This window comes from Psychrobacillus sp. NPDC093180 (assembly GCF_044754065.1).
Classification (GTDB): domain Bacteria; phylum Bacillota; class Bacilli; order Bacillales_A; family Planococcaceae; genus Psychrobacillus.
Genome location: NZ_JBIVOJ010000010.1, coordinates 80,357 through 100,388 on the forward strand (window position 1 = coordinate 80,357; position 20,032 = coordinate 100,388).

The 20,032-nt window shown below is 37.2% G+C and carries 17 protein-coding genes and 1 pseudogene; all 18 read left to right on the forward strand.

The window, feature by feature from the left end; genetic code table 11:
* Positions 1 to 14: 14 nt before the first annotated feature.
* Positions 15 to 1,556, forward strand: coding sequence for an acyl-CoA carboxylase subunit beta (locus tag ACIP9W_RS15810; protein ID WP_400791276.1), 1,542 nt, complete (start codon positions 15 to 17; stop codon positions 1,554 to 1,556).
* Positions 1,557 to 1,613: 57 nt separating this feature from the next.
* Positions 1,614 to 2,504: a ketopantoate reductase family protein gene (locus ACIP9W_RS15815; RefSeq protein WP_400791278.1), complete on the forward strand. Its 891-nt coding sequence runs from the start codon at positions 1,614 to 1,616 to the stop codon at positions 2,502 to 2,504.
* Positions 2,488 to 2,877 (forward strand): DUF3397 domain-containing protein, encoded by a 390-nt coding sequence (locus ACIP9W_RS15820; protein WP_400791281.1) that lies wholly within the window; start codon positions 2,488 to 2,490, stop codon positions 2,875 to 2,877. Before ACIP9W_RS15815 ends, ACIP9W_RS15820 begins: the two co-directional genes overlap by 17 nt.
* Before the next feature lie 163 nt (positions 2,878 to 3,040).
* Complete coding sequence (gene bshC, locus ACIP9W_RS15825) at positions 3,041 to 4,657, forward strand: bacillithiol biosynthesis cysteine-adding enzyme BshC (RefSeq protein WP_400791283.1); 1,617 nt, start codon at positions 3,041 to 3,043, stop codon at positions 4,655 to 4,657.
* A gap of 299 nt (positions 4,658 to 4,956) precedes the next feature.
* Positions 4,957 to 5,388, forward strand: coding sequence for a division/cell wall cluster transcriptional repressor MraZ (gene mraZ / locus ACIP9W_RS15830; RefSeq protein ID WP_400791285.1), 432 nt, complete (start codon positions 4,957 to 4,959; stop codon positions 5,386 to 5,388).
* Between the two features lie 13 nt (positions 5,389 to 5,401).
* Positions 5,402 to 6,352 carry a 16S rRNA (cytosine(1402)-N(4))-methyltransferase RsmH gene (gene rsmH, locus ACIP9W_RS15835; RefSeq protein WP_400791287.1) on the forward strand — a complete coding sequence of 317 codons (951 nt, stop codon included), beginning with the start codon at positions 5,402 to 5,404 and terminating at the stop codon, positions 6,350 to 6,352.
* The gene (gene ftsL / locus ACIP9W_RS15840; RefSeq protein WP_400791289.1) at positions 6,353 to 6,721 is read left to right on the forward strand and encodes a cell division protein FtsL; all 369 of its coding nucleotides are present in this window, start codon (positions 6,353 to 6,355) and stop codon (positions 6,719 to 6,721) included.
* Between the two features lie 35 nt (positions 6,722 to 6,756).
* Positions 6,757 to 8,925 carry a penicillin-binding transpeptidase domain-containing protein gene (locus ACIP9W_RS15845; RefSeq protein WP_400791291.1) on the forward strand — a complete coding sequence of 723 codons (2,169 nt, stop codon included), beginning with the start codon at positions 6,757 to 6,759 and terminating at the stop codon, positions 8,923 to 8,925.
* 111 nt (positions 8,926 to 9,036) lie between these two features.
* Positions 9,037 to 10,902, forward strand: a complete 1,866-nt coding sequence (locus tag ACIP9W_RS15850) for a penicillin-binding transpeptidase domain-containing protein (RefSeq protein ID WP_282245589.1) — start codon at positions 9,037 to 9,039, stop codon at positions 10,900 to 10,902.
* A gap of 67 nt (positions 10,903 to 10,969) precedes the next feature.
* Positions 10,970 to 11,941, forward strand: coding sequence for a phospho-N-acetylmuramoyl-pentapeptide-transferase (mraY, locus tag ACIP9W_RS15855; protein ID WP_400791293.1), 972 nt, complete (start codon positions 10,970 to 10,972; stop codon positions 11,939 to 11,941).
* Between the two features lies 1 nt (position 11,942).
* Positions 11,943 to 13,298, forward strand: coding sequence for a UDP-N-acetylmuramoyl-L-alanine--D-glutamate ligase (gene murD, locus ACIP9W_RS15860; RefSeq protein WP_400791296.1), 1,356 nt, complete (start codon positions 11,943 to 11,945; stop codon positions 13,296 to 13,298).
* 58 nt (positions 13,299 to 13,356) lie between these two features.
* A pseudogene (locus tag ACIP9W_RS15865) lies at positions 13,357 to 14,409 on the forward strand (FtsW/RodA/SpoVE family cell cycle protein); the annotation flags it as partial.
* Between the two features lies 1 nt (position 14,410).
* Positions 14,411 to 15,211 (forward strand): cell division protein FtsQ/DivIB, encoded by an 801-nt coding sequence (locus ACIP9W_RS15870; RefSeq protein ID WP_400791298.1) that lies wholly within the window; start codon positions 14,411 to 14,413, stop codon positions 15,209 to 15,211.
* Complete coding sequence (locus ACIP9W_RS15875; RefSeq protein WP_400791301.1) at positions 15,186 to 15,911, forward strand: DUF881 domain-containing protein; 726 nt, start codon at positions 15,186 to 15,188, stop codon at positions 15,909 to 15,911. The genes ACIP9W_RS15870 and ACIP9W_RS15875 overlap by 26 nt, the downstream gene beginning before the upstream one ends.
* 21 nt (positions 15,912 to 15,932) lie before the next feature.
* Entirely contained in the window at positions 15,933 to 16,652 is a 720-nt protein-coding gene (locus ACIP9W_RS15880; RefSeq protein ID WP_282245579.1) for a DUF881 domain-containing protein, read from the forward strand.
* Between the two features lie 3 nt (positions 16,653 to 16,655).
* Positions 16,656 to 17,006, forward strand: coding sequence for a small basic family protein (locus ACIP9W_RS15885; protein ID WP_282245577.1), 351 nt, complete (start codon positions 16,656 to 16,658; stop codon positions 17,004 to 17,006).
* Between the two features lie 112 nt (positions 17,007 to 17,118).
* Positions 17,119 to 18,411: a cell division protein FtsA gene (gene ftsA / locus ACIP9W_RS15890; protein ID WP_400791304.1), complete on the forward strand. Its 1,293-nt coding sequence runs from the start codon at positions 17,119 to 17,121 to the stop codon at positions 18,409 to 18,411.
* Between the two features lie 42 nt (positions 18,412 to 18,453).
* On the forward strand, positions 18,454 to 19,614 hold the full coding sequence (gene ftsZ, locus ACIP9W_RS15895) for a cell division protein FtsZ (RefSeq protein WP_400791306.1): 1,161 nt from the start codon (positions 18,454 to 18,456) through the stop codon (positions 19,612 to 19,614).
* Positions 19,615 to 20,032: the final 418 nt, after the last annotated feature.

The following is a 20,032-nucleotide window of genomic DNA, read 5'->3' on the forward strand; positions in this document are numbered from 1 at the left end:
GGGGGTAATACAAAGTGGGAGAAACAAAAGGGTATAATGAACGATTAGAGCAAAAGCTAACATCTATTTATGCGGGTGGTCACGAGAAATATCACGAAAAAATGAAACAACAAAATAAATTATTTGTACGAGATCGTTTAAAATTACTTTTCGATAATGGAGAATACGTAGAAGATGGTCGATTTGCGAATGTTGAAGCGGGCGACCTGCCGGCGGATGGTGTTGTGACGGCGACTGGGAAAGTAAATGGACAAACTGTTTGTGTAATGGCAAATGATTCTACTGTAAAGGCGGGTTCATGGGGATCTCGTACAGTTGAAAAAATTATCCGTATACAAGAAATAGCAGAGAAAAATAGAGTGCCATTATTATACTTAGTAGACTCTGCAGGTGCTCGTATTACCGATCAGTTAGATATGTTTCCGAACCGTAGAGGTGCAGGTAGAATATTCCATAACCAAGTAAGACTTTCAGGATTCATTCCACAAATCTGCTTATTATTCGGTCCATCTGCAGCAGGAGGAGCATATATTCCGGCTTTTTGTGATATCGTCTTTATGGTAGAGGGGAATGCGTCCATGTATTTAGGTTCACCTCGAATGGCAGAAAAAGTGATTGGTGAAAAGGTGACATTGGAAGAAATGGGCGGTGCACGAATGCACTGTACAGTTAGTGGTGTTGGAGATGTACTTGTAACTTCGGAGGAAGAGGCAATTTCCGAAGCTAAGCGATACTTAAGTTTCTTCCCGGCTAACTATACCAAAAAGCCTAAAAAAATAGAAACAAGAGCGATTAAAGAAGGAAGAACACTAGAAGCGATTATTCCAGAAAATCAAAATGCACCGTTTGATATGTATGAAGCAATTGATGCAATTATAGATGAAGGTACATTCTTTGATGTAAAAAAACTATTTGCACCAGAGCTAATTACAGGGTTTGCTCGTATTGAAGGACAAGCTGTAGGAATACTTGCTAACCAACCAAAAGCAAAGGGTGGAGTACTCTTTGTCGATTCAGCAGATAAAGCAGCAAAATTCATTTCGCTTTGTGATGCCTTCTCGATTCCATTGGTATTTTTAGCGGATGTTCCAGGATTTATGATTGGAACCAAAGTAGAGCGAGCAGGAATAATTAGACATGGAGCTAAGTTGATTGCTGCGATGAGTTCCGCAACGGTTCCGAAGATCTCTGTTATTGTTCGTAAAGCATATGGAGCAGGACTATATGCGATGGCTGGACCAGCGTTTGAACCGGATGTATGTATAGCACTACCAACGGCTCAAATCGCCGTTATGGGCCCAGAAGCTGCTGTAAATGCGGTTTATTCCAATAAAATTGAAGCTATTGAAGATCCAAAAGAAAGACTAAAGTTTGTACAAGAAAAGCATGCCGAGTATAAAGAGGAAATTGATATTTACAAGTTAGCTTCCGAGATGATTATCGATGAAATTGTCACACCGAGTGATTTACGCCGAGAGCTTGCAGATCGACTTCGTTATTATGAAGACAAAGAAATTGCGCCTGCACCTCGAAAACACCCAGTGCTTCCTGTATAATATCTTTGAAAAGGTCTACCACTTCGGTAGACCTTTTTATAAGCCGAGGTGATTTATATGAATATTGGAATCATAGGTGCCGGATCTATCGGAATGTTATTTGGTGCCTATTTAGCAGAAGCAAAGCATAACATTACATTTTTAGTTCGAAATTCTAATACGCCAACTGAGTTATACATAGAAAAAAGCCATACTGGACAGCAGTTAATCCCATGTACTCTCGTAAATAGTATGGACAAGCTAGAAAAAATGGATCTAATTATTATTGCGGTGAAATATCATCATTTACAATCGTTAAAAGAAGGATTAGATGCATTGCCAAAGGATATACCTCTTTTATTTTTACAAAATGGATTACTCCAACTCTCGTTTGCTGCTAATCTAAAACAAGATACTATATTGGTTGGCTCTGTATTACATGGAGCAATGAAAAAGGATACACAAACAGTTCAACATTTAGGAGTAGGAGTTACAACGATTGGCATGTGGAAAGGTGAATGGGAAAGAGTGGGGGAGTTATTCCTTCGTCTTAACGAGCATTTTCCTGTGGAATTCTCCTCCAAAATTGAAGACGTATTATTCAAAAAAGCAATGTTAAATAGTTTGATCAATCCTTTAACGACGATTGCACGTGTGCCAAACGGAGCACTTGTACAAAACGAAGCGTATAAAACGATTGTTAAAAATATATATGATGAAATGATGGATGTGTTTGAAGAGTGGAAAAATCGTCTCTCATGGGATGAAGTCGTTACACTTTGTACAAATACACAACATAATCACTCATCGATGTTAAAAGATTATGAGAACGGACGCTTGATGGAACTTGATACAATTGTTGGTGCAATTTTAGAGGAAGCAAGTAAAAGAAATAAGAAATTACCGATATTGAATACATTCTATTTACTACTAAAGGAAAAGAATAAAGTAGGTGAAAGACATCTTTAATACGATTATTTCGTTTTTTATATTATTTCCGATCGTGCTATTTATTTTGACGTTTATCGTCTCTAAATACTTATTACACAAACGAAAAAAATCTATCGGGATTGCGGCGGATATAACAACATTTCTATTGTTTTTCTCTGTTTCACATGTTTTTTCGATTGTTTTTTCTAAAACTATTGGCTTTGAATTAGTCATCTGTTCACTAATATTCGCAACTGTACTGACGTATTTGGATTGGCGTTCCAAACATGAAATTGAAGTACGGCCGCTACTTCGAAAAATTTGGAGAATGTTATTTATGTTACTTTGTATATTTTATGCGTTTCTCTGGTTATTCGGAGTTATCCAATATGTATTAAGTTATATAAGCTAATAATTTTCCACGCCTTCACCTGTAATGATATACTCAAACAAGAATTTGTCTTAATTCAAGAAGTACTTAAAATATTGTTGGATTAGGATAATAACCGACGGCTTATATATGGTTTTTTTAAAGCTATGGCGGGGTGAAATTGATAATTAGAGGTGGAAAAATCGTGCGATTAGAGCAATACACACAACCATTCGCGACCCTTTTTTATAAGAAATATTTGGAGGATGCGGCTAGCTTATCTTCTTTTTTTCATTATGAATGGGACCAAAAGGCGCTTAATAGAAGACTTCAAGAAACTGATTTTAGCAAAACCAAAAGAATGGAACTTGTAGAGGTATTGACGACTTATATGCGGAAGTTTGGGCTTTCAGAAAAAAGTAGTCAACATTTAGAAGAGTTAAAAGACAATGGAGTCGTTGTAATTGGAGGACAGCAAGCTGGTCTATTAACAGGGCCAATGTATTCTATCCATAAGGCGATATCTGTTATTACATTAGCAAAACAGCAAAGGGAGAAACTTGGAGTTCCTGTTATTCCTGTTTTTTGGATTGCTGGAGAAGACCATGACATCGACGAGATTAACCATGTTTACATAGAAAAAAGTAGAAGGCTTCAAAAATTAGTATATCCTGCAAAATCAAGAATAAAGAAAATAGCATCTGAAACAACATTTGATAAATCTTTAATGGATCATTATTTGACTGAAATTTTTCAAAGCTTACCGGAAACGTTGTATACCAAAGAGCTTTTTTCTAAAGTAATGGCTCACTTAGAAAATAATGAAACGTATACAGACTTCTTTGCTGCGCTTATGAATGATCTTTTTCATGAAGAAGGTTTACTTTTAATAGATGCTGCTTATGAACCGTTTAGAAAGTTAGAAAGTGAATATTTTCAACTTTTTGTGGGGAACGCCTCTCAACTTGCAAAAATCGTCTTTGAAAAAGAAATTGAATTCGAGCAATCTGGATTTGGAACGCCGATTCAAACGAAGGATTCAGCAGCCCATTTATTTTATGTGGAAGATGGAGAACGATTTTTATTAGAAAGAAAAGATGGGGCATTCATCAACGAAGCAAAAGGACTTTCCTTTACCGAAGTTGAGTTGATGGATATTGCAAAGAATCATCCTGAAAAGCTAAGTAATAATGTGGTAACACGACCAATCATGCAAGAGATGGTATTCCCTGTATTAAGTTTTATCGGTGGACCAGGGGAAATCGCCTATTGGGGAACATTAAAAACGGCATTTGAACTGTTTCATATGAAGATGCCAGTCATTATGCCGAGATTGAGTGTCACTGTTGCTAATACAAAAACACAAACATTACTCGAAAAGTTTTCTTTTTCTATGCAAGATGTATGGGATGGGGCAGTGGAAGAGGCGAAACTTCGGTACATTAACAATCATCGAAATGAGCAAATTCCCCACTTGATCGAAACGATGAGAAAAGAGCTCGCTGCTAAGTATGAGAAGTTAGAGGAACTCTTAATAGAGGATAATCTAAAACTAAGTCCACTTGTTCAAAAGAATTTACAGTATCATGAGAGACAATTTACATTTATCGAACATGCAATCGATGATACACTCCTTGGTAAGCTAGATGCATCTATTCATCAATATGATCGACTCATAATGGATCTAATCCCAAATGGAGGATTACAAGAGAGAACCTATTCCCCACTTCAATTATTAAATGAAGTAGGACCCAACTTTATAAAAGAGCTTTTACAAGTTCCTTACGAGTTTAATGGGAAGCATCATGTAGTATGTATCTAACTTAAGCAAAGAAAAACTGCTGGATAATGGTATAGCTTACGGCGGATGCCACAGATTTACAGAGAAAGTTCTCGAGGAAAATCTGGGCACAAATACGCCAAGACATATTGGATAGTCGCTGAGCCCCCACAATTTATGTGGGGGCTTTTTGTGAGGAGAAATATAGCTTTTTGGCACTATTTTTGTCTCAACAAGTACTATTTACGCATTTTGAAAAATTTAATGCTCATTTTTAAAAAAATGGGTGGAGGAAAGTGGGGGGATGTGGTATGTTAATGACATAAAGTGGGGTGAGTAGCATGTTCATGGGCGAATATCAACATAACGTTGATGCGAAAGGACGGTTAATAATACCTTCTAAATTTCGTGAACACTTAGAAGACTGTTTTGTTTTAACACGAGGTCTTGATAATTGTTTATTTGGTTATCCTATGAATGAATGGCGAAAACTCGAAGAAAAGTTAAAAGAACTACCCGTAACGAAAAAAGATGCACGGGCATTTACTAGGTTTTTCTTTTCAGGTGCTACAGAAGTTGAAATCGATAAAACAGGACGTATCAATATTCCAAGTAATCTTCGTCAATATGCAAAGATGGACAAGGAATGTATCGTCTTAGGTGTTTCTAATCGTCTTGAAATTTGGGCGAAGGAAGCATGGGAAAGTTACTTTGAAGAATCTGAGGATTCCTTCAATGATATTGCAGAAAATATGATCGGCTTCGATATTTAGAGGAGGTAAAGGCTTGTTTCATCACACAACAGTATTATTAAAAGAGACGGTAGATGGACTTGCCGTTCGTCCAGATGGTATTTACGTGGACTGTACATTAGGTGGTGCAGGACATAGTGAATACTTAGTTAAACAATTAAATGAACAAGGTAAGTTAATCTGTTTCGATCAAGATATGACAGCGATTGAAAATGCAAAAGTAAAATTGGCTCCTTACTTAGAGCAAGTTACTTTTGTACATGCGAATTTTCGCTATTTGAAAACCGAGCTTGCTAACATTGGGATTGAAAAAGTAGATGGCATTTTATATGACCTTGGGGTATCTTCTCCGCAGCTAGATACACCGGAACGTGGTTTCAGTTATAACTATGATGCACCCCTTGATATGCGCATGGATCAAACAAGCGAATTAACTGCTTACCATGTTGTGAACGAGTGGGCATATGAAAAGCTAGTAAAAATCTTTTTCCGATATGGAGAAGAGAAATTTTCCAAACAAATTGCACGCAAAATCGAACAAGCAAGAGAGTCGGCTCCGATTGAGACCACTTTCCAATTAGTAGAATTAATAAAAGCAGGAATTCCAGCTGCGGCAAGACGCACTGGTGGGCACCCGGCTAAACGAATTTTCCAAGCAATTAGAATAGCTGTAAATGATGAGCTGGGAGCAGCAGAGGATTCCCTAGAGGATGCTATTCAACTTATCAATGTAGGTGGAAGAGTTAGTGTAATTACATTCCATTCGCTAGAAGACAGATTAGCGAAGACAATTTTTAAAGAAGCTTCGACGATACCAGATTTACCACCAAACTTGCCGGTAATTCCAGCAGGGATGGAGCCAATGCTAAAACTAGTAACAAGAAAACCGATATTGCCTTCAGCTGAAGAACTAGAAGTAAACAATCGATCTCGATCCGCTAAGCTAAGAATTGTGGAAAAACTAATAGAAAAAGGGAGTGTCTAAATGGCTTTACGTAACCATCATTCAGAAACATACATAAGTCGTCCTTCTATTCCAGAACAACCACAAATACAAAAAACGGTAAAGAAACATAAAAAATTATTATCAAAAGGCGAGAAAATATTACTCATTTGTCTGCTTGCTGTTGTAACGTTACTCGCTGTTATGATTATCCAAACGCAAACCGCTGTTCGTTCAACAACTACGGACATTTCTCAAATCGAAAAACAAATCGATACTACTTCAAAAGAAAATACAGATTTGTCCATACAAGTAAGCGAATTATCTACCTATGATCGCATTTGGAAAAAGGCGGAGGAGCTCGGATTGAAACTGAATGAGCAAAACGTGAAGGTAGTACCAGGACAATGAAGAAAAAATTTCGTTTTCAATGGGGAGCCTTTCTTATGTTTTTACTATATGGAGGGCTCTTTTTTCTATTATTAGGTAGATTCGTGTATATTCAAGCCACTGGTGTAGCTGAAGGACAAGTGTTATCAGCAAAAGCAGATTCAAAGTATAATAGAGAGCAAGTTTTACAGGCAAGTAGAGGAAAAATTTTCGACCGGAATGGGGAAGTAATTGTCCAAGATACGCTAAGCTATAAGATGGTAGCAGTTGTAAGCTCAAAAGCTACAGAAAATAGCAAAGCTCCTCGACATGTAATAGATCCGGAAAAGACGGCGCAAGTATTATCGCAATATATTGATATGACAGAAGAAGAAATAGTAGCCTTATTGGAAAAAAATATAGAGAGTGGAAAATATCAAGTAGAATTTGGTAAAGCCGGTAGAGACATTAGCCATAAAACAATGAATGAGATAAAAGCGCATAATCTACCCGGTATTATTTTTACACAAGATTTGAAAAGACTATATCCTAATGGACAATTTGCCTCTCATTTAATAGGATTTGCATTAAAAGAAGAAAATGACGATGGTGAAGCAGAAACGAAAGGGAAAATGGGGCTTGAGTATATATATGACAAGGCGTTAACAGGTACCCCAGGGAAAGTAGAATTTAAAAGTGATACAAAAGGCTTTTTACTGCCAAATGCAGAAAAAATGGTGACGGAACCCAAGAATGGTCAAGATATTTATTTGACCATTGATAAAACAATTCAAAACTTTTTAGAAGATGCACTGAATAATGCAGAGGAAAAATATAATCCTGAGAAAATGACTGCCATTGTGGCGAATGCCAAAACAGGAGAAATTCTTGCTATGTCACAAAGACCAACATTTGAGCCGAATACCCGAGATGGGCTATCTACAAATTGGTTAAATGAGGCAACTGAACAAACAATAGAACCGGGTTCCACAATGAAAATTTTCACGTTAGCTGCAGCAATAGAAGAAGGCGTATGGAATCCAAATGACCATTTTAAATCTGGTTCCTATACATTATTTGGTGATACCATTCGAGATCATAATAATGGACAGGGATGGGGTTCAATAACATTTTTAGAAGGGTTTCAACGATCGTCCAACGTATCAATGGCATATTTACTTAATCGTATGGGCGATGAAGTATTTATCGACTATATTCATCGTTTTGGTTTTGGAGAGAAAACGGGCATTGATCTTCCAAATGAAGCTACAGGAACAGTTTTGGATACTTATCCATTGAACAGAGTAACTACGACATACGGTCAAGGTACAACGGTAACTCCTATTCAAATGATTCAAGGAATGACTGCCATAACAAATAACGGAAAAATGATGCAACCATATGTGATTGATAAAATAGTTGATCCTAATACCGGTAAAGCATTAAGCAATCATAAGCCTACCGAAAAAAAATCACCAATTTCAGCGGAAACAGCTGAAAAAGTGAAAGAAATTTTGGCTAGTACGGTTACATCTGAATATGGTACCGCAAAGCGTTTTAAGTTAGATGAATATACAACGGCCGGAAAAACGGGAACAGCACAAATTGCGAAACCTGGTGGAGGCTATTACTGGGGGCGGGAAGTATTCCTGTATTCCTTCTTAGGAATGGCACCTGTAGAAGATCCCCAGCTTATCGTATATGTAACTGTGCATAAACCACATTTAAAGTTAACGGAGTCTGGCTCACAACCAGTTGCGGAAGTATTTAATACAGTAACAGAAAAAAGTCTAAAATACTTAAACGTTCAGCCTGAAAATCTGGAGCTTGCTAGTCCAATAGAAATGCCAAACGTTGTTGGTAAAAATATTGTTGAAAGTCAAAGTATGCTAGAGTCACAAGGTTTGAAAACTGTTATAATTGGTCAGGAAGAAAATGTAACGGAGCAATATCCATCTGCTGGTACTTCTATTATTTCAAGTGGCACGGTGTTTATTAAAGGACAAGGGGAAATTCAGTTACCAAATTTTACAGGTTGGTCAAAGCGTAATTTAATGATATATAAAACATTAGCGAATATTCCTATTGAAATTAACGGGGAAGGCTTTGTAACAGAGCAAAGTTTGACAGCTGGCTCCATTGTTTCCAGCGAAACGCCTGTCGTTGTCCAGTTAGCGACACCTGAAGAAGTAACAGATGTTGCTCCTCCTGAAGAGGAATTAGTGGAAGAACTACCGCAGGATTAAGAGTTATATAAAGAGAAATAGAATAGTTATTGTCATTTTCTCATACGTTATCTAAAACGAGTAAAAGGAGAAAATGGCATTTCTAAACTAAAGCAAATGATCCGACTGCGAATGATTTGGTTGATAACGATTATTCTGTTTGTGATGGTTGGAGCTAAATTAATACAGCTACAATTTTTTCAATTTGATGAATTGACGTCAAAAGCAAAAGAGAGCTGGGATCGAGAACTTCCTTATTCATCACTGCGAGGGAATATTTTGGATAGAAATGGAGAAGTCATTGTAGGAAATAAGCTTGCTCCGACGTTATTTTACATGCCTTCTCAAAACAAAGATCCAGAACAAGTAGCAGACCAAATCGCACCGCTTATTGAGATGGATAAAGAAAAGCTGTTGGAACAAATAAATAAAAGAGAGAGTATCATAAAAATTGCACCAGCAGGTAAAAATATTTCTACTGAACTAGCGATGGAAATACAAGATAAGAATATTAAAGGTTTATATTCAGGCGTCGACTACATAAGAGACTATCCACATGGAGAGATGCTATCTAGATTGCTAGGTTTTACCGGGTATGATACACAAGGACTTGCGGGAATTGAATATCAATACGATGCTGTTTTAACAGGAAAAGAATCGGCCATTCGGATGTATACGGATGCAAAAGGCATTCCACTACCGCATGTGGATGACGGTTGGAAGAATGGTACGAAAGGTAATCATGTACAGCTAACGATTGATATGAACATACAACAAGTAGTAGAAAGAGAACTTTCTCAAGCGATGAAGCAGTACGATGCGACGCAAGCTATTGGTATAGCGATGAATCCTAAAACAGGAGAGATACTCGCACTTGCTTCTGCTCCAAACTTTGATCCTGCTAATTATCAGGATGTGGATTCTACTATTTATAATCGTAATTTACCAGTATGGATGACATTTGAACCCGGCTCTACATTTAAGATAATTACACTGAGTGCTGCACTCGAAGAAAATGTAGTAGATTTAGAGAATGATCATTTTTTTGATCCAGGATACGTAATGGTAGAAGGTACTAGGCTGCGTTGTTGGAAAAGGCAAGGGCATGGGGATGAAACTTTCCTAGAAGTCGTTCAAGACTCCTGTAACCCAGGTTTTATCGAACTAGGCAGAAGAGTTGGTCCTGAAAAGCTCCAAGAGTATATTCGAAATTTTGGTTTTGGAAAATCGACAGAATCAGGCATGGCTGGAGAATCGACGGGCATTCTATTTAGTAAAGATCGTTACGGTCCTGTTGAACATGCGACTACATCATTCGGTCAAGGTATTTCCGTAACACCGATTCAACAAGTGCAGGCAGTTGCTGCAGCGGTAAATGGTGGTTATTTGTATAAACCGTATATTGTAAAAAATGTGCTAGACGGTGAAACAAACGATATTTTATCCACTACCGAGCCAGAGATGAAAAAACAAGTAATCAGCGAAGAAACTTCTGCAAAAGTTCGAGATGCGCTTGAACATGTTGTAGCGTTAGGATCGGGAAGAAATGCTTATAGAGATGGTTTACGAATTGGTGGAAAAACAGGAACTGCCCAAAAGGTTATAAACGGTAGATACGCAGAAGGGGAATATATCGTATCTTTTATCGGTTTTGCACCAGCGGATAACCCAGAAATCGTTGTATACGTTGCAATTGATAATCCGAAGAGTTCTACGGTATTTGGGTCTACTATTGCAGCACCAATTGTTGGGCAAATCATCGAGGATTCATTGGAAGTTACCGGTGGTGGTAAACAATTAGAAAAAGAATACAGATGGGGAGACGTTGAACAAGTTCGCGTTCCAAACTTAGTAGGTATAAAGAAAAAAGAAGTAACGTCCTATATGTATCCATTTTCAATAGTTTGGCATGGTGAGGGAGATGAAATACTTACCCAGTTACCAAAAGAAGATAGTCTCATACCTATTGATGGAACGATACATGTATATACGAAATAACCAATTTTAAAAATAAATAACTATGGAACATTCAGCTATAGTTGATGGCAATTAAGGAGATTTTTTCATGACATTATCTGCAACGATTATTACACTATTTGTTAGTTTTCTTTTATCGGTCATTCTTGCACCAATTGTAATTCCTTATTTAAGGAAGATGAAGTTTGGTCAAAGTATTAGAGAGGAAGGACCGGAATCACATCAAAAAAAAGCAGGAACGCCAACAATGGGAGGACTTATTTTTATCACTTCCATTATCGTTTCAACGATAGGTCTTTCGTTTTACTTCGATAAGTTAACGACGCAATCGATCGTATTGCTCATCATTTTAGTTGGATTTGGGGCTATTGGATTTTTGGATGATTTTATCAAAGTTGTATTAAAAAGAAATCTTGGACTAACGTCAATTCAGAAGCTGATTGGCCAAATTGTTATATCCATTATTGCTTATTTTTTATTAAAATTAGGTCCTTTTGATACCACTCTTGCCATTCCATTTACGAATGTTGATTTCTCACTTGGTCAATTTTATGTAGCATTTCTAATATTCTGGTTAGTAGGATTTTCAAATGCAGTGAATTTGTCGGATGGTTTAGACGGTCTAGTGTCCGGTACTGCTTCTGTTGCTTTTGTAACATTTGCTGTGCTAGCACTTACTTTTGAACAGACAGACATAGCTATTTTCGCTTTTAGCGTGGCTGGGGCTCTATTAGGATTTCTATTATTCAATAAGAATCCGGCAAAAGTATTTATGGGTGATACTGGTTCGCTCGCATTAGGTGGTTCGCTTGCAATGGTATCTATTTTAGTCAAGCAAGAGCTAATGTTACTAATTATTGGTATCGTTTTTGTAGTAGAGACTTTGTCCGTAATTTTACAAGTAATTAGTTTTAAAACAACTGGAAAGCGTATTTTTAAAATGAGTCCGATTCACCATCATTTTGAACTTTCTGGTTGGAATGAGCGCAAAATTGTAACTGTATTTTGGGCAGTTGGTTTTGTTGCTGCTATGATTGTTGTATTGATGGAGGTTTTGTAAAGTGAAACAGTTACCAATTGTCTATCATAAAAAAATATTAGTATTAGGTTTGGCTAAAAGTGGTACAGCTGCGGCCGAAATTTTGCATGATTTAGGTGCCTTTGTAACTGTCAATGATGCAAAACCTTTCGATGAAAACGAAAATGCCCAGTATTTACTTTCTAAAGGCTTAACGGTTATATGTGGAAGCCATCCAGAGGATCTTTTAGACGAGGGATTCAGTCTTATAGTAAAGAACCCTGGTATTCCTTATACAAACTCCGTTATTGCGGAGGCAAAAAGAAGAGGTATACCGGTTTGGACAGAAGTGGAGCTTGCCTATCGTATAAGTGATGCACCGATGATTGGGATTACAGGATCGAATGGTAAAACAACCACGACTACACTTATCTTTGAGATACTTAAACAAGGACAAAAACAACCATTGATCGCTGGTAATATTGGAACCGTTGCTAGTAGTGTCGCAAAAGAAGCTTCCAAAGAAAATACGATCGTAACAGAGCTTTCATCATTTCAGCTAATGGGAACTGAACAATTGAAACCAAAAATTTCTATTTTGATGAACTTGTATGAAGCACATTTAGATTACCATTCGGATTTCAAGGAATATACAGATGCAAAATTTAATATTACGAAAAACCAAGATGCATCTGACTGGTTTATTTACAACGGAGAGCAAGAGATCGTGAAGGAATATGCCGGGAAGAGTAAGGCGATGAAAGTCCCGTTTTATGTTAGCCAGAAGACGAAAGATGGTATAAGCGCGGACGATCAGTTCGTCTATTGGAATGGCGAAAAAGTATTTGAAAGATCTATCATTGCACTTCGAGGCAAACATAATTTAGAAAATGTCTTAGCAGCAACTGCTACAGCACTTATTATGGATTGTTCTATTGAAGATATTAAGGCTGTTCTTTCTACTTTTCACGGCGTAAAACATCGCACGCAATTTATTCGAGAATGGAATAACAGAAAATTTTACAATGATTCTAAGGCGACGAATGCATTGGCAACTAAGAGTGCATTGGAAGGTTTTTCAGAACCGATAATTTTACTCGCGGGTGGTGTAGATAGAGGCCATTCTTTTGATGAGTTAATTCCTTATTTACATCATGTAAAAGCATTGATCCATTACGGGGAAACTGCAGAACGTTTGCAAAAGTTCGGAGAAGAGCAATCTATTCCGACGGTTATTCGCGTAAATAATTTAGTGGAAGCTATTGATGAAGGTATTAAAGTATCAGATGCAGGAGATGTCGTATTATTATCACCTGCTTGTGCAAGCTGGGACCAATACGCAAGCTTTGAGTTACGCGGCGATGAGTTTATTGAAAAAGTTATTTCTTTGAAAGAGTAACGAAAGGATGAAATAATCGGAAGTTAAAAGTAAAGTATTATTTGTTTCCTCCGTCCTATTTTTATCAGTTATTGGTATTTTATTTGTCCATTCTGCTGGTTCTTACTGGAGTGAAGTCCATTATAAAGGGCAAATGCCATTTGCCATTAAACAAGCGACTTATTTAATCGTAGGTATTACTGTAGCTTTTTTTATCCGAAATAAAAGCATTATCCGTATTCCTACATTTTGGCAAATTTTATATTTAATTTCTATCGTATTATTAATAGGGGTATTAATTCCTGGAATAGGTGTAGTTAGAAATGGTTCTCAAAGTTGGATTCCATTAGGATTTATGAATTTTCAGCCAGCAGAACTTGCTAAAATTTCTGTATTAGGTGTATTAGCAGGTGCTTTGGCTAATGAAAAGAAGCCGAAAAAAGTAGTGTATTTTCAAAGTGCTATTTTACTGCTAATACCAATTAGTTTAATCATGCTTCAACCGGATTTTGGATCTGCATTTGTGTTAGTGATGGCGGTATTCTTTTTACTGTTCGCCGCTGGTCTGTCTATCAAGTTTTTCTTGGCAATTGGTGGAGTTGGTATCATTGGTTTCATAGCATTGATCATTTCTGCTCCATATAGACTTGTCCGAATTCAAGCTTTTCTAGATCCATGGAAGGATCCTTTAGGTTCTGGGTTCCAGGCGATTCAATCGTTACTTGCTATAGGGCCAGCTGGATTGTTTGGATTTGGATACGGTAATAGTAGACAAAAGTTTTTATACTTACCAGAACCACAAAATGATTTTATCTTTTCTATTTTGTTAGAAGAGACAGGTTTTATAGGTGGGTTAATCGTTATCATTGCTTTTCTAACTTTTTTTACGACAAGCTTTATGATGGCCGCTAAAACCAAAACGAGAGAAGCACAGTTAATGATTATCGCATTCACTTCTTTGTTAACTGTTCAAACGTTTTTGAATATGGGAGTTGTGACAGGGCTGCTTCCTGTAACGGGTGTGACTTTACCGTTTATAAGCTATGGTGGTTCCTCTCTTGTCATGACTTGGATTATTATCGGGATTATATTCAATCTAGCAAATACATCTATACAAGAAGGGAGGCGGTAGAATGGAAAAAATCATCGATATTGAAGATCGTATACCCACTTTAAAAGAACGTAGGAGACGCAGGACAAACAAAAAGTTTTCCATTCTACTTTTTCTCTTTGTCACGACTCTCTTAATCGTTCTCTATTTTCAATCTGATTATAGTCAAGTACAGTCCATTGAGTTAAAAGGTGCTGTACTCGTTCCAAAAGAAACGTACATTAAACAAAGTACATTAAAATTGGGCGATTCAATGTGGGGTTTTAAAGAAAAGAATATTGAAAAAAACTTAGAACAAAATGAATGGATAAAATCTGCTCACGTAAAACGCAACTGGCTCACGGAAGTACATATCCAAGTGGAGGAATACAAACAAATTGGATACGAGGAAAAAGAAGGAGTACTTAGTATTATTTTAGAAAATGGCAAAGTGATTGATACAGGAGGACAAGTCTTACCTTTTGAAGGACCGATTTTTTCCGGATTTAAAGAAGAAAAAGTTCGTTTAAGGTTAATAAAAGAATTAGCTAACCTACAACCAGAAGTATTGCTAACTATTTCACAAATCATTTATACGCCAACAGAAAATGATAAATACTCGATACAAGTATTTATGAATGATGGCAATGAAATAAAAGCTATTATTCCATCTTTTGCTGAAAAGATGAACTATTATCCATCTATCGTATCGCAATTAAATCCGGATGTAAAAGGCATTATTGACCTAGAGGTTGGCTCATACTTTCAACCATATGTAGAAGTGCACAATGAAGAAATCGACGAGGAGGCGACAGAGCTTGAAGAAGAGGAACAAACTCCTTAAAATACCTTCTCGTGGTCGAATACTTATCTCCTTAGTAAGTTTAGTTTTAGGCTTTATACTTGCCTATTCCTATAGTATTGCCGTAGAAAATGAATCGGAAAGAAATAGTACAAGCGAAAGTTTTTTAGAACAGACCAAATATAGAGAAGAATTAATTGAACAAAAAGAAAGAAATAAGGAACTCACAGAGGAAATAAATGAAAGTCAGCAAGCGATTCGTGAGTTGGAGCAAACGTTTGCAAATAGTGAAGAAAGTGCAGAGGCATTAGTAAAAGAAGCAGAGAAGTTAAGGTTATTAATGGGGGATATACCGTCACAAGGAAAGGGAATCGCGGTATCATTAGAAGATGGTGCATATAACCCGTCCCAAGAAAATCCAAATGATTATATTGTCCATGAGAGTCATGTGTTTAAAGTGGTAAACGAATTGAAAATTTCGGGAGCAGAAGCAGTTTCCATTAATGGACAAAGACTTCGAGCAAATTCGTTTATTCGTTGTACAGGCCCTGTTATAACGATAGACGGAAAGACATTTCCAGCACCGTTTACAATTGAAGCAGTAGGAGATCCCGCAGTACTATTAGCATCTGTCCATCTAGGAGGTGGCGTCTTAGACCAGCTAACAAGTGATAATATTGTCGTGACGGTAGAAGAGAAAGGAAACATAACAATGCCTGCACTTCGGGACGAAAAAAGCTAACAAAATAAAGGAGGCCGAATAATGAAAAAAGCCGTCTATATTCGGTTTACGATCATTTTGTTAATAGTTGGTTTTATGTTAGCTGTTCAATATAATACCGTCAAAAATCCAGAAGCGAGAGACACGAGAGACATTTGGGCTATTCGTCAGGAGCTTGCTAGAGAAACTGAATTACATTCGGAGTTATTATCGGAAGTGCGCATGCTAGAACAAACAATTGGCAAATACGAAAATATGCGCAATGAAAGTCCAGAAATAGCTTTAAATGATACAGTGAACCAATTGAAAAAAGATATTGGACTAGAAGCGTTTAATGGCCCAGGGCTTACCATTACTGTGAAGCCATCCTTAGAAAGTATCGCAATGGGACAAGCGATTGAAGGAATTTCGCCCGATTTACTTATTCGATTGATCAATGAGATTAATCGGTTTAAAGCAAAAGCCGTAGAAATTGACGGAAAACGCATGATTTATTCGTCAGCAATAAGAGATGTAAATGGGAAAACAACTGTAAATAACTTGGCAATAAAAAATGCCCCTTTTACAATCAAAATTGGTACCTCAACATTTGAAGATGCTAAAAAAATGTATAATCAATTAGAGGCTTCGGCTATTGGTGATGACTTTTATATCGATAATCTAACGCTAGAAATCGGTGATCCAGAAAACCAACTCACTATTTCTGGTTATGACCAATCCGTAAACAATCAATTCTTAAAAGAGATTCCAGGAGGAGAGTAACGCATGTGGCTGCCATTATTAGGTTTAATACTCGGGATTTCCCTTGGACTTTTAACAGATATCCAAATTCCAGAAATATATGAAAGCTATTTGTCTATTGCGGTACTAGCGGCTCTAGATACGCTTTTTGGAGGTATTAGGGCTCAATTACAGCATGTATATGACGATAAGGTATTTGTAACGGGATTTTTCTTCAATATAGGACTTGCAGCAGCGCTTGCGTTTTTAGGAGTTCATCTTGGAGTCGATTTATATTTGGCTGCTATTTTTGCGTTTGGCGTTCGTCTGTTTCAAAATATAGCAGTGATTCGTCGAATGCTATTGACAAAATGGTCAGAAAGAAAAAATGCATGAGCAATATGTACGAAAAATTTGAATATTAAACTCGAAGAACTATAAAGTTTTAGACTTTATAAGGTTTTTACACTAGAATAATAGTTAAAGAGCAAATAGGAGGTGCCACGGGTTGAATCAATCAGAATTGTATGTATCACTAGATATCGGGTCGTCTTCGATTAAAGTTTTAATAGGAGAAATGAATGATGACTCGCTGCATGTTATAGGTGTAGGTAATGTAAAATCAAATGGGATTCGAAAGGGCACCATTGTCGATATAGACGCAACTGTTCAGTCTATTAAAAAAGCAATAAGTGAAGCGGAAAGAATGATTGGAATGGCTATCCATGAAATCGTTCTAGGAATTCCAGCTAATTTAGCAAATATACAAAACGTTAAAGGCGTAGTAGCTGTAAATAGAGAAGATAGAGAAATTACTGATGGGGATTTGGAACGTGTCATTGAATCTGCTCAAGTAATGTCTATACCACCTGAAAGAGAATTGATCAATATTGCACCAAAGCAATTTATTGTGGATCATCTAGAAGAAATAAAAGATCCACGCGGTATGATTGGAACTCGCTTAGAGCTAGACGGTATTATGATGACAACATCGAAAACAATTTTACATAATGTGTTGCGGTGTGTGGAAAAAGCCGGCCTGCAAATTAGAGAGATATATTTGCAACCACTTGCAGCTGGTCATTTTGCTTTAACTGAAGATGAAAAAAATCATGGTACTGCCTATATTGACATTGGTGGTGGGTCAACTACAATTGCCATTTTCAGTGAAGGACATTTAATCAATACTTCTGTGATACCAGTAGGTGGAGAGCATATTACAAAAGACCTTTCAATTGTCTTAAAAACACCGACGGAACAAGCAGAAATGATTAAATTAAAATATGGACATGCTTTTTATGATGATGCTTCCGACGATGAACTGTTTGAAGTTCCAGTAATTGGAGCTGATATGAAAGAGCAATATTCTCAGCGGTATATTGCAGAAATCATCGGTGTTCGTCTAGAAGAATTATTCGAATTGGTGTTAGAAGAGTTTTATAGAATGGGTCTCCAAGACCTACCTGGTGGTGTAGTAATAACTGGGGGCGTTTCTAAATTGGATGGAATAGGTCAATTAGCGAGACATATTCTACAAACAAGAGTGAGATTGTATACACCAGATTATATTGGGGTACGCGAACCACAATATACAACTGCTGTTGGTCTTATAAGATATGCCTATAAAGAAGATCTTTTCTATGGTAAAATTGGTAATAGCCAAGCATTAGCACAAATGGCTAGTAGTGAAGCAGTTTCAAGTCCTAAAAAACAAAAACAAACTGTTCAAAATTCGACAAATGATAACAAAGAAAGCGCAATGTCAAAAGCGAAGAAATTTTTCGACAAATTTTTTGAATAACAAAACCTTTATCATAGCTGAGAGAATATAGGAGGCAATAGCATGTTAGAATTTGAAACAAACGAAGATCAATTAGCCGTTATTAAAGTTATTGGAGTAGGTGGCGGCGGTAATAACGCGGTTAACCGAATGATTGAGCATGGAGTTCAAGGAGTAGACTTTATCGCAGTTAATACGGATGCGCAAGCTTTAAAAATGTCAGAAGCCGAAGTGAAATTACAAATCGGTGGAAAGCTTACTCGTGGGTTAGGAGCAGGTGCAAATCCAGAGGTTGGTAAAAAAGCCGCAGAAGAAAGCAAGGAACTAATTGAAGAAGCACTAAAAGGCGCAGACATGGTATTCGTTACAGCTGGAATGGGTGGAGGAACTGGTACTGGTGCTGCTCCTGTAATCGCTCAAATTGCACGTGATTTAGGTGCATTAACTGTTGGTGTAGTAACACGTCCATTTACTTTTGAAGGCCGTAAGCGTTCTACTCAAGCGGTTGGTGGTATCAGCATGATGAAGGAAGCGGTAGATACATTAATCGTTATTCCAAATGACCGCTTATTAGAAATCGTAGATAAAAATACGCCAATGCTAGAAGCTTTTAGAGAAGCAGATAATGTACTACGCCAAGGGGTTCAAGGTATCTCCGATTTAATCGCTGTACCAGGACTTATCAACTTGGACTTTGCGGATGTGAAAACAATTATGTCCGATAAAGGTGCAGCACTTATGGGGATTGGTATTTCCTCAGGTGAAAACCGTGCGGCGGAAGCAGCGAAAAAAGCAATTTCCAGTCCATTACTTGAAACATCAATTGATGGTGCAACTGGAGTGCTGATGAATATTACAGGTGGATCTAACCTAAGTTTATTCGAAGTACAGGAAGCTGCTGATATCGTAGCATCAGCTTCGGATGAAGAAGTAAACATGATCTTCGGTTCGGTTATAAATGATAACCTGAAGGATGAAATTGTTGTTACGGTAATTGCGACTGGCTTCAACGAAGAACTAATTATGCAAAAACAGCCAAGAAGCTCAGGTTTTGGTGGAAGTAGAACACAACAAGCTGCTCCAACTCCTCCAATTCGTGAACAACGTAAAGAAGAAATACAACAACCAATGCAACATGAACGTCCAGAACGTCAAGTGTCTAACCATCCACAAGAGGATGCACTAGATATCCCAACATTCTTAAGAAACCGTCAACGTCGCTAATTAATAATTACAGATGAAGCTATCTCCAAATTCGATTTGGAGATAGTTTTTTTGTTTTGTAGATTTTTCAATTTAAATCGCTGAGAGAAGTCTCTTTTGCAAAAAGAGTCTTATAGGGATGCGGCGTCTCACTCTAAGTAAATTTGTTTTATGAGAACTGGTTGCCCTCAAGATCAATTTGGTTGCTTTCAGTCTAGACTAGTTGCTCTCAATAGACTTTTGGTTGCTTTCGACAGCTGTTTGGTTGCCCTTAGCCATTTATTGGATATACAAACGCTAAATACGATTTATGATTTTGTTTTTAGCAAGTCGTTCATAAATAAAAAAGAAATTACCGCTGATTTTTACTGTAGGCGGCGACTCCTGCCGGATGAGTGAGCTAATGAGTCATTCCAACGACGCCCTAAGCGGAGGGAAT

Coding starts and splice junctions, on each gene's coding strand:
- ftsL (WP_400791289.1), top strand. CDS start 6,353: ATGGCTTTACGTAACCATCATTCAGAAACATACATAAGTCGTCCTTCT.
- ACIP9W_RS15850 (WP_282245589.1), top strand. CDS start 9,037: ATGATTTGGTTGATAACGATTATTCTGTTTGTGATGGTTGGAGCTAAA.
- ACIP9W_RS15870 (WP_400791298.1), top strand. CDS start 14,411: ATGGAAAAAATCATCGATATTGAAGATCGTATACCCACTTTAAAAGAA.
- ACIP9W_RS15885 (WP_282245577.1), top strand. CDS start 16,656: ATGTGGCTGCCATTATTAGGTTTAATACTCGGGATTTCCCTTGGACTT.
- mraZ (WP_400791285.1), top strand. CDS start 4,957: ATGTTCATGGGCGAATATCAACATAACGTTGATGCGAAAGGACGGTTA.
- ftsZ (WP_400791306.1), top strand. CDS start 18,454: ATGTTAGAATTTGAAACAAACGAAGATCAATTAGCCGTTATTAAAGTT.
- ACIP9W_RS15845 (WP_400791291.1), top strand. CDS start 6,757: ATGTTTTTACTATATGGAGGGCTCTTTTTTCTATTATTAGGTAGATTC.
- ACIP9W_RS15880 (WP_282245579.1), top strand. CDS start 15,933: ATGAAAAAAGCCGTCTATATTCGGTTTACGATCATTTTGTTAATAGTT.
- ACIP9W_RS15815 (WP_400791278.1), top strand. CDS start 1,614: ATGAATATTGGAATCATAGGTGCCGGATCTATCGGAATGTTATTTGGT.
- mraY (WP_400791293.1), top strand. CDS start 10,970: ATGACATTATCTGCAACGATTATTACACTATTTGTTAGTTTTCTTTTA.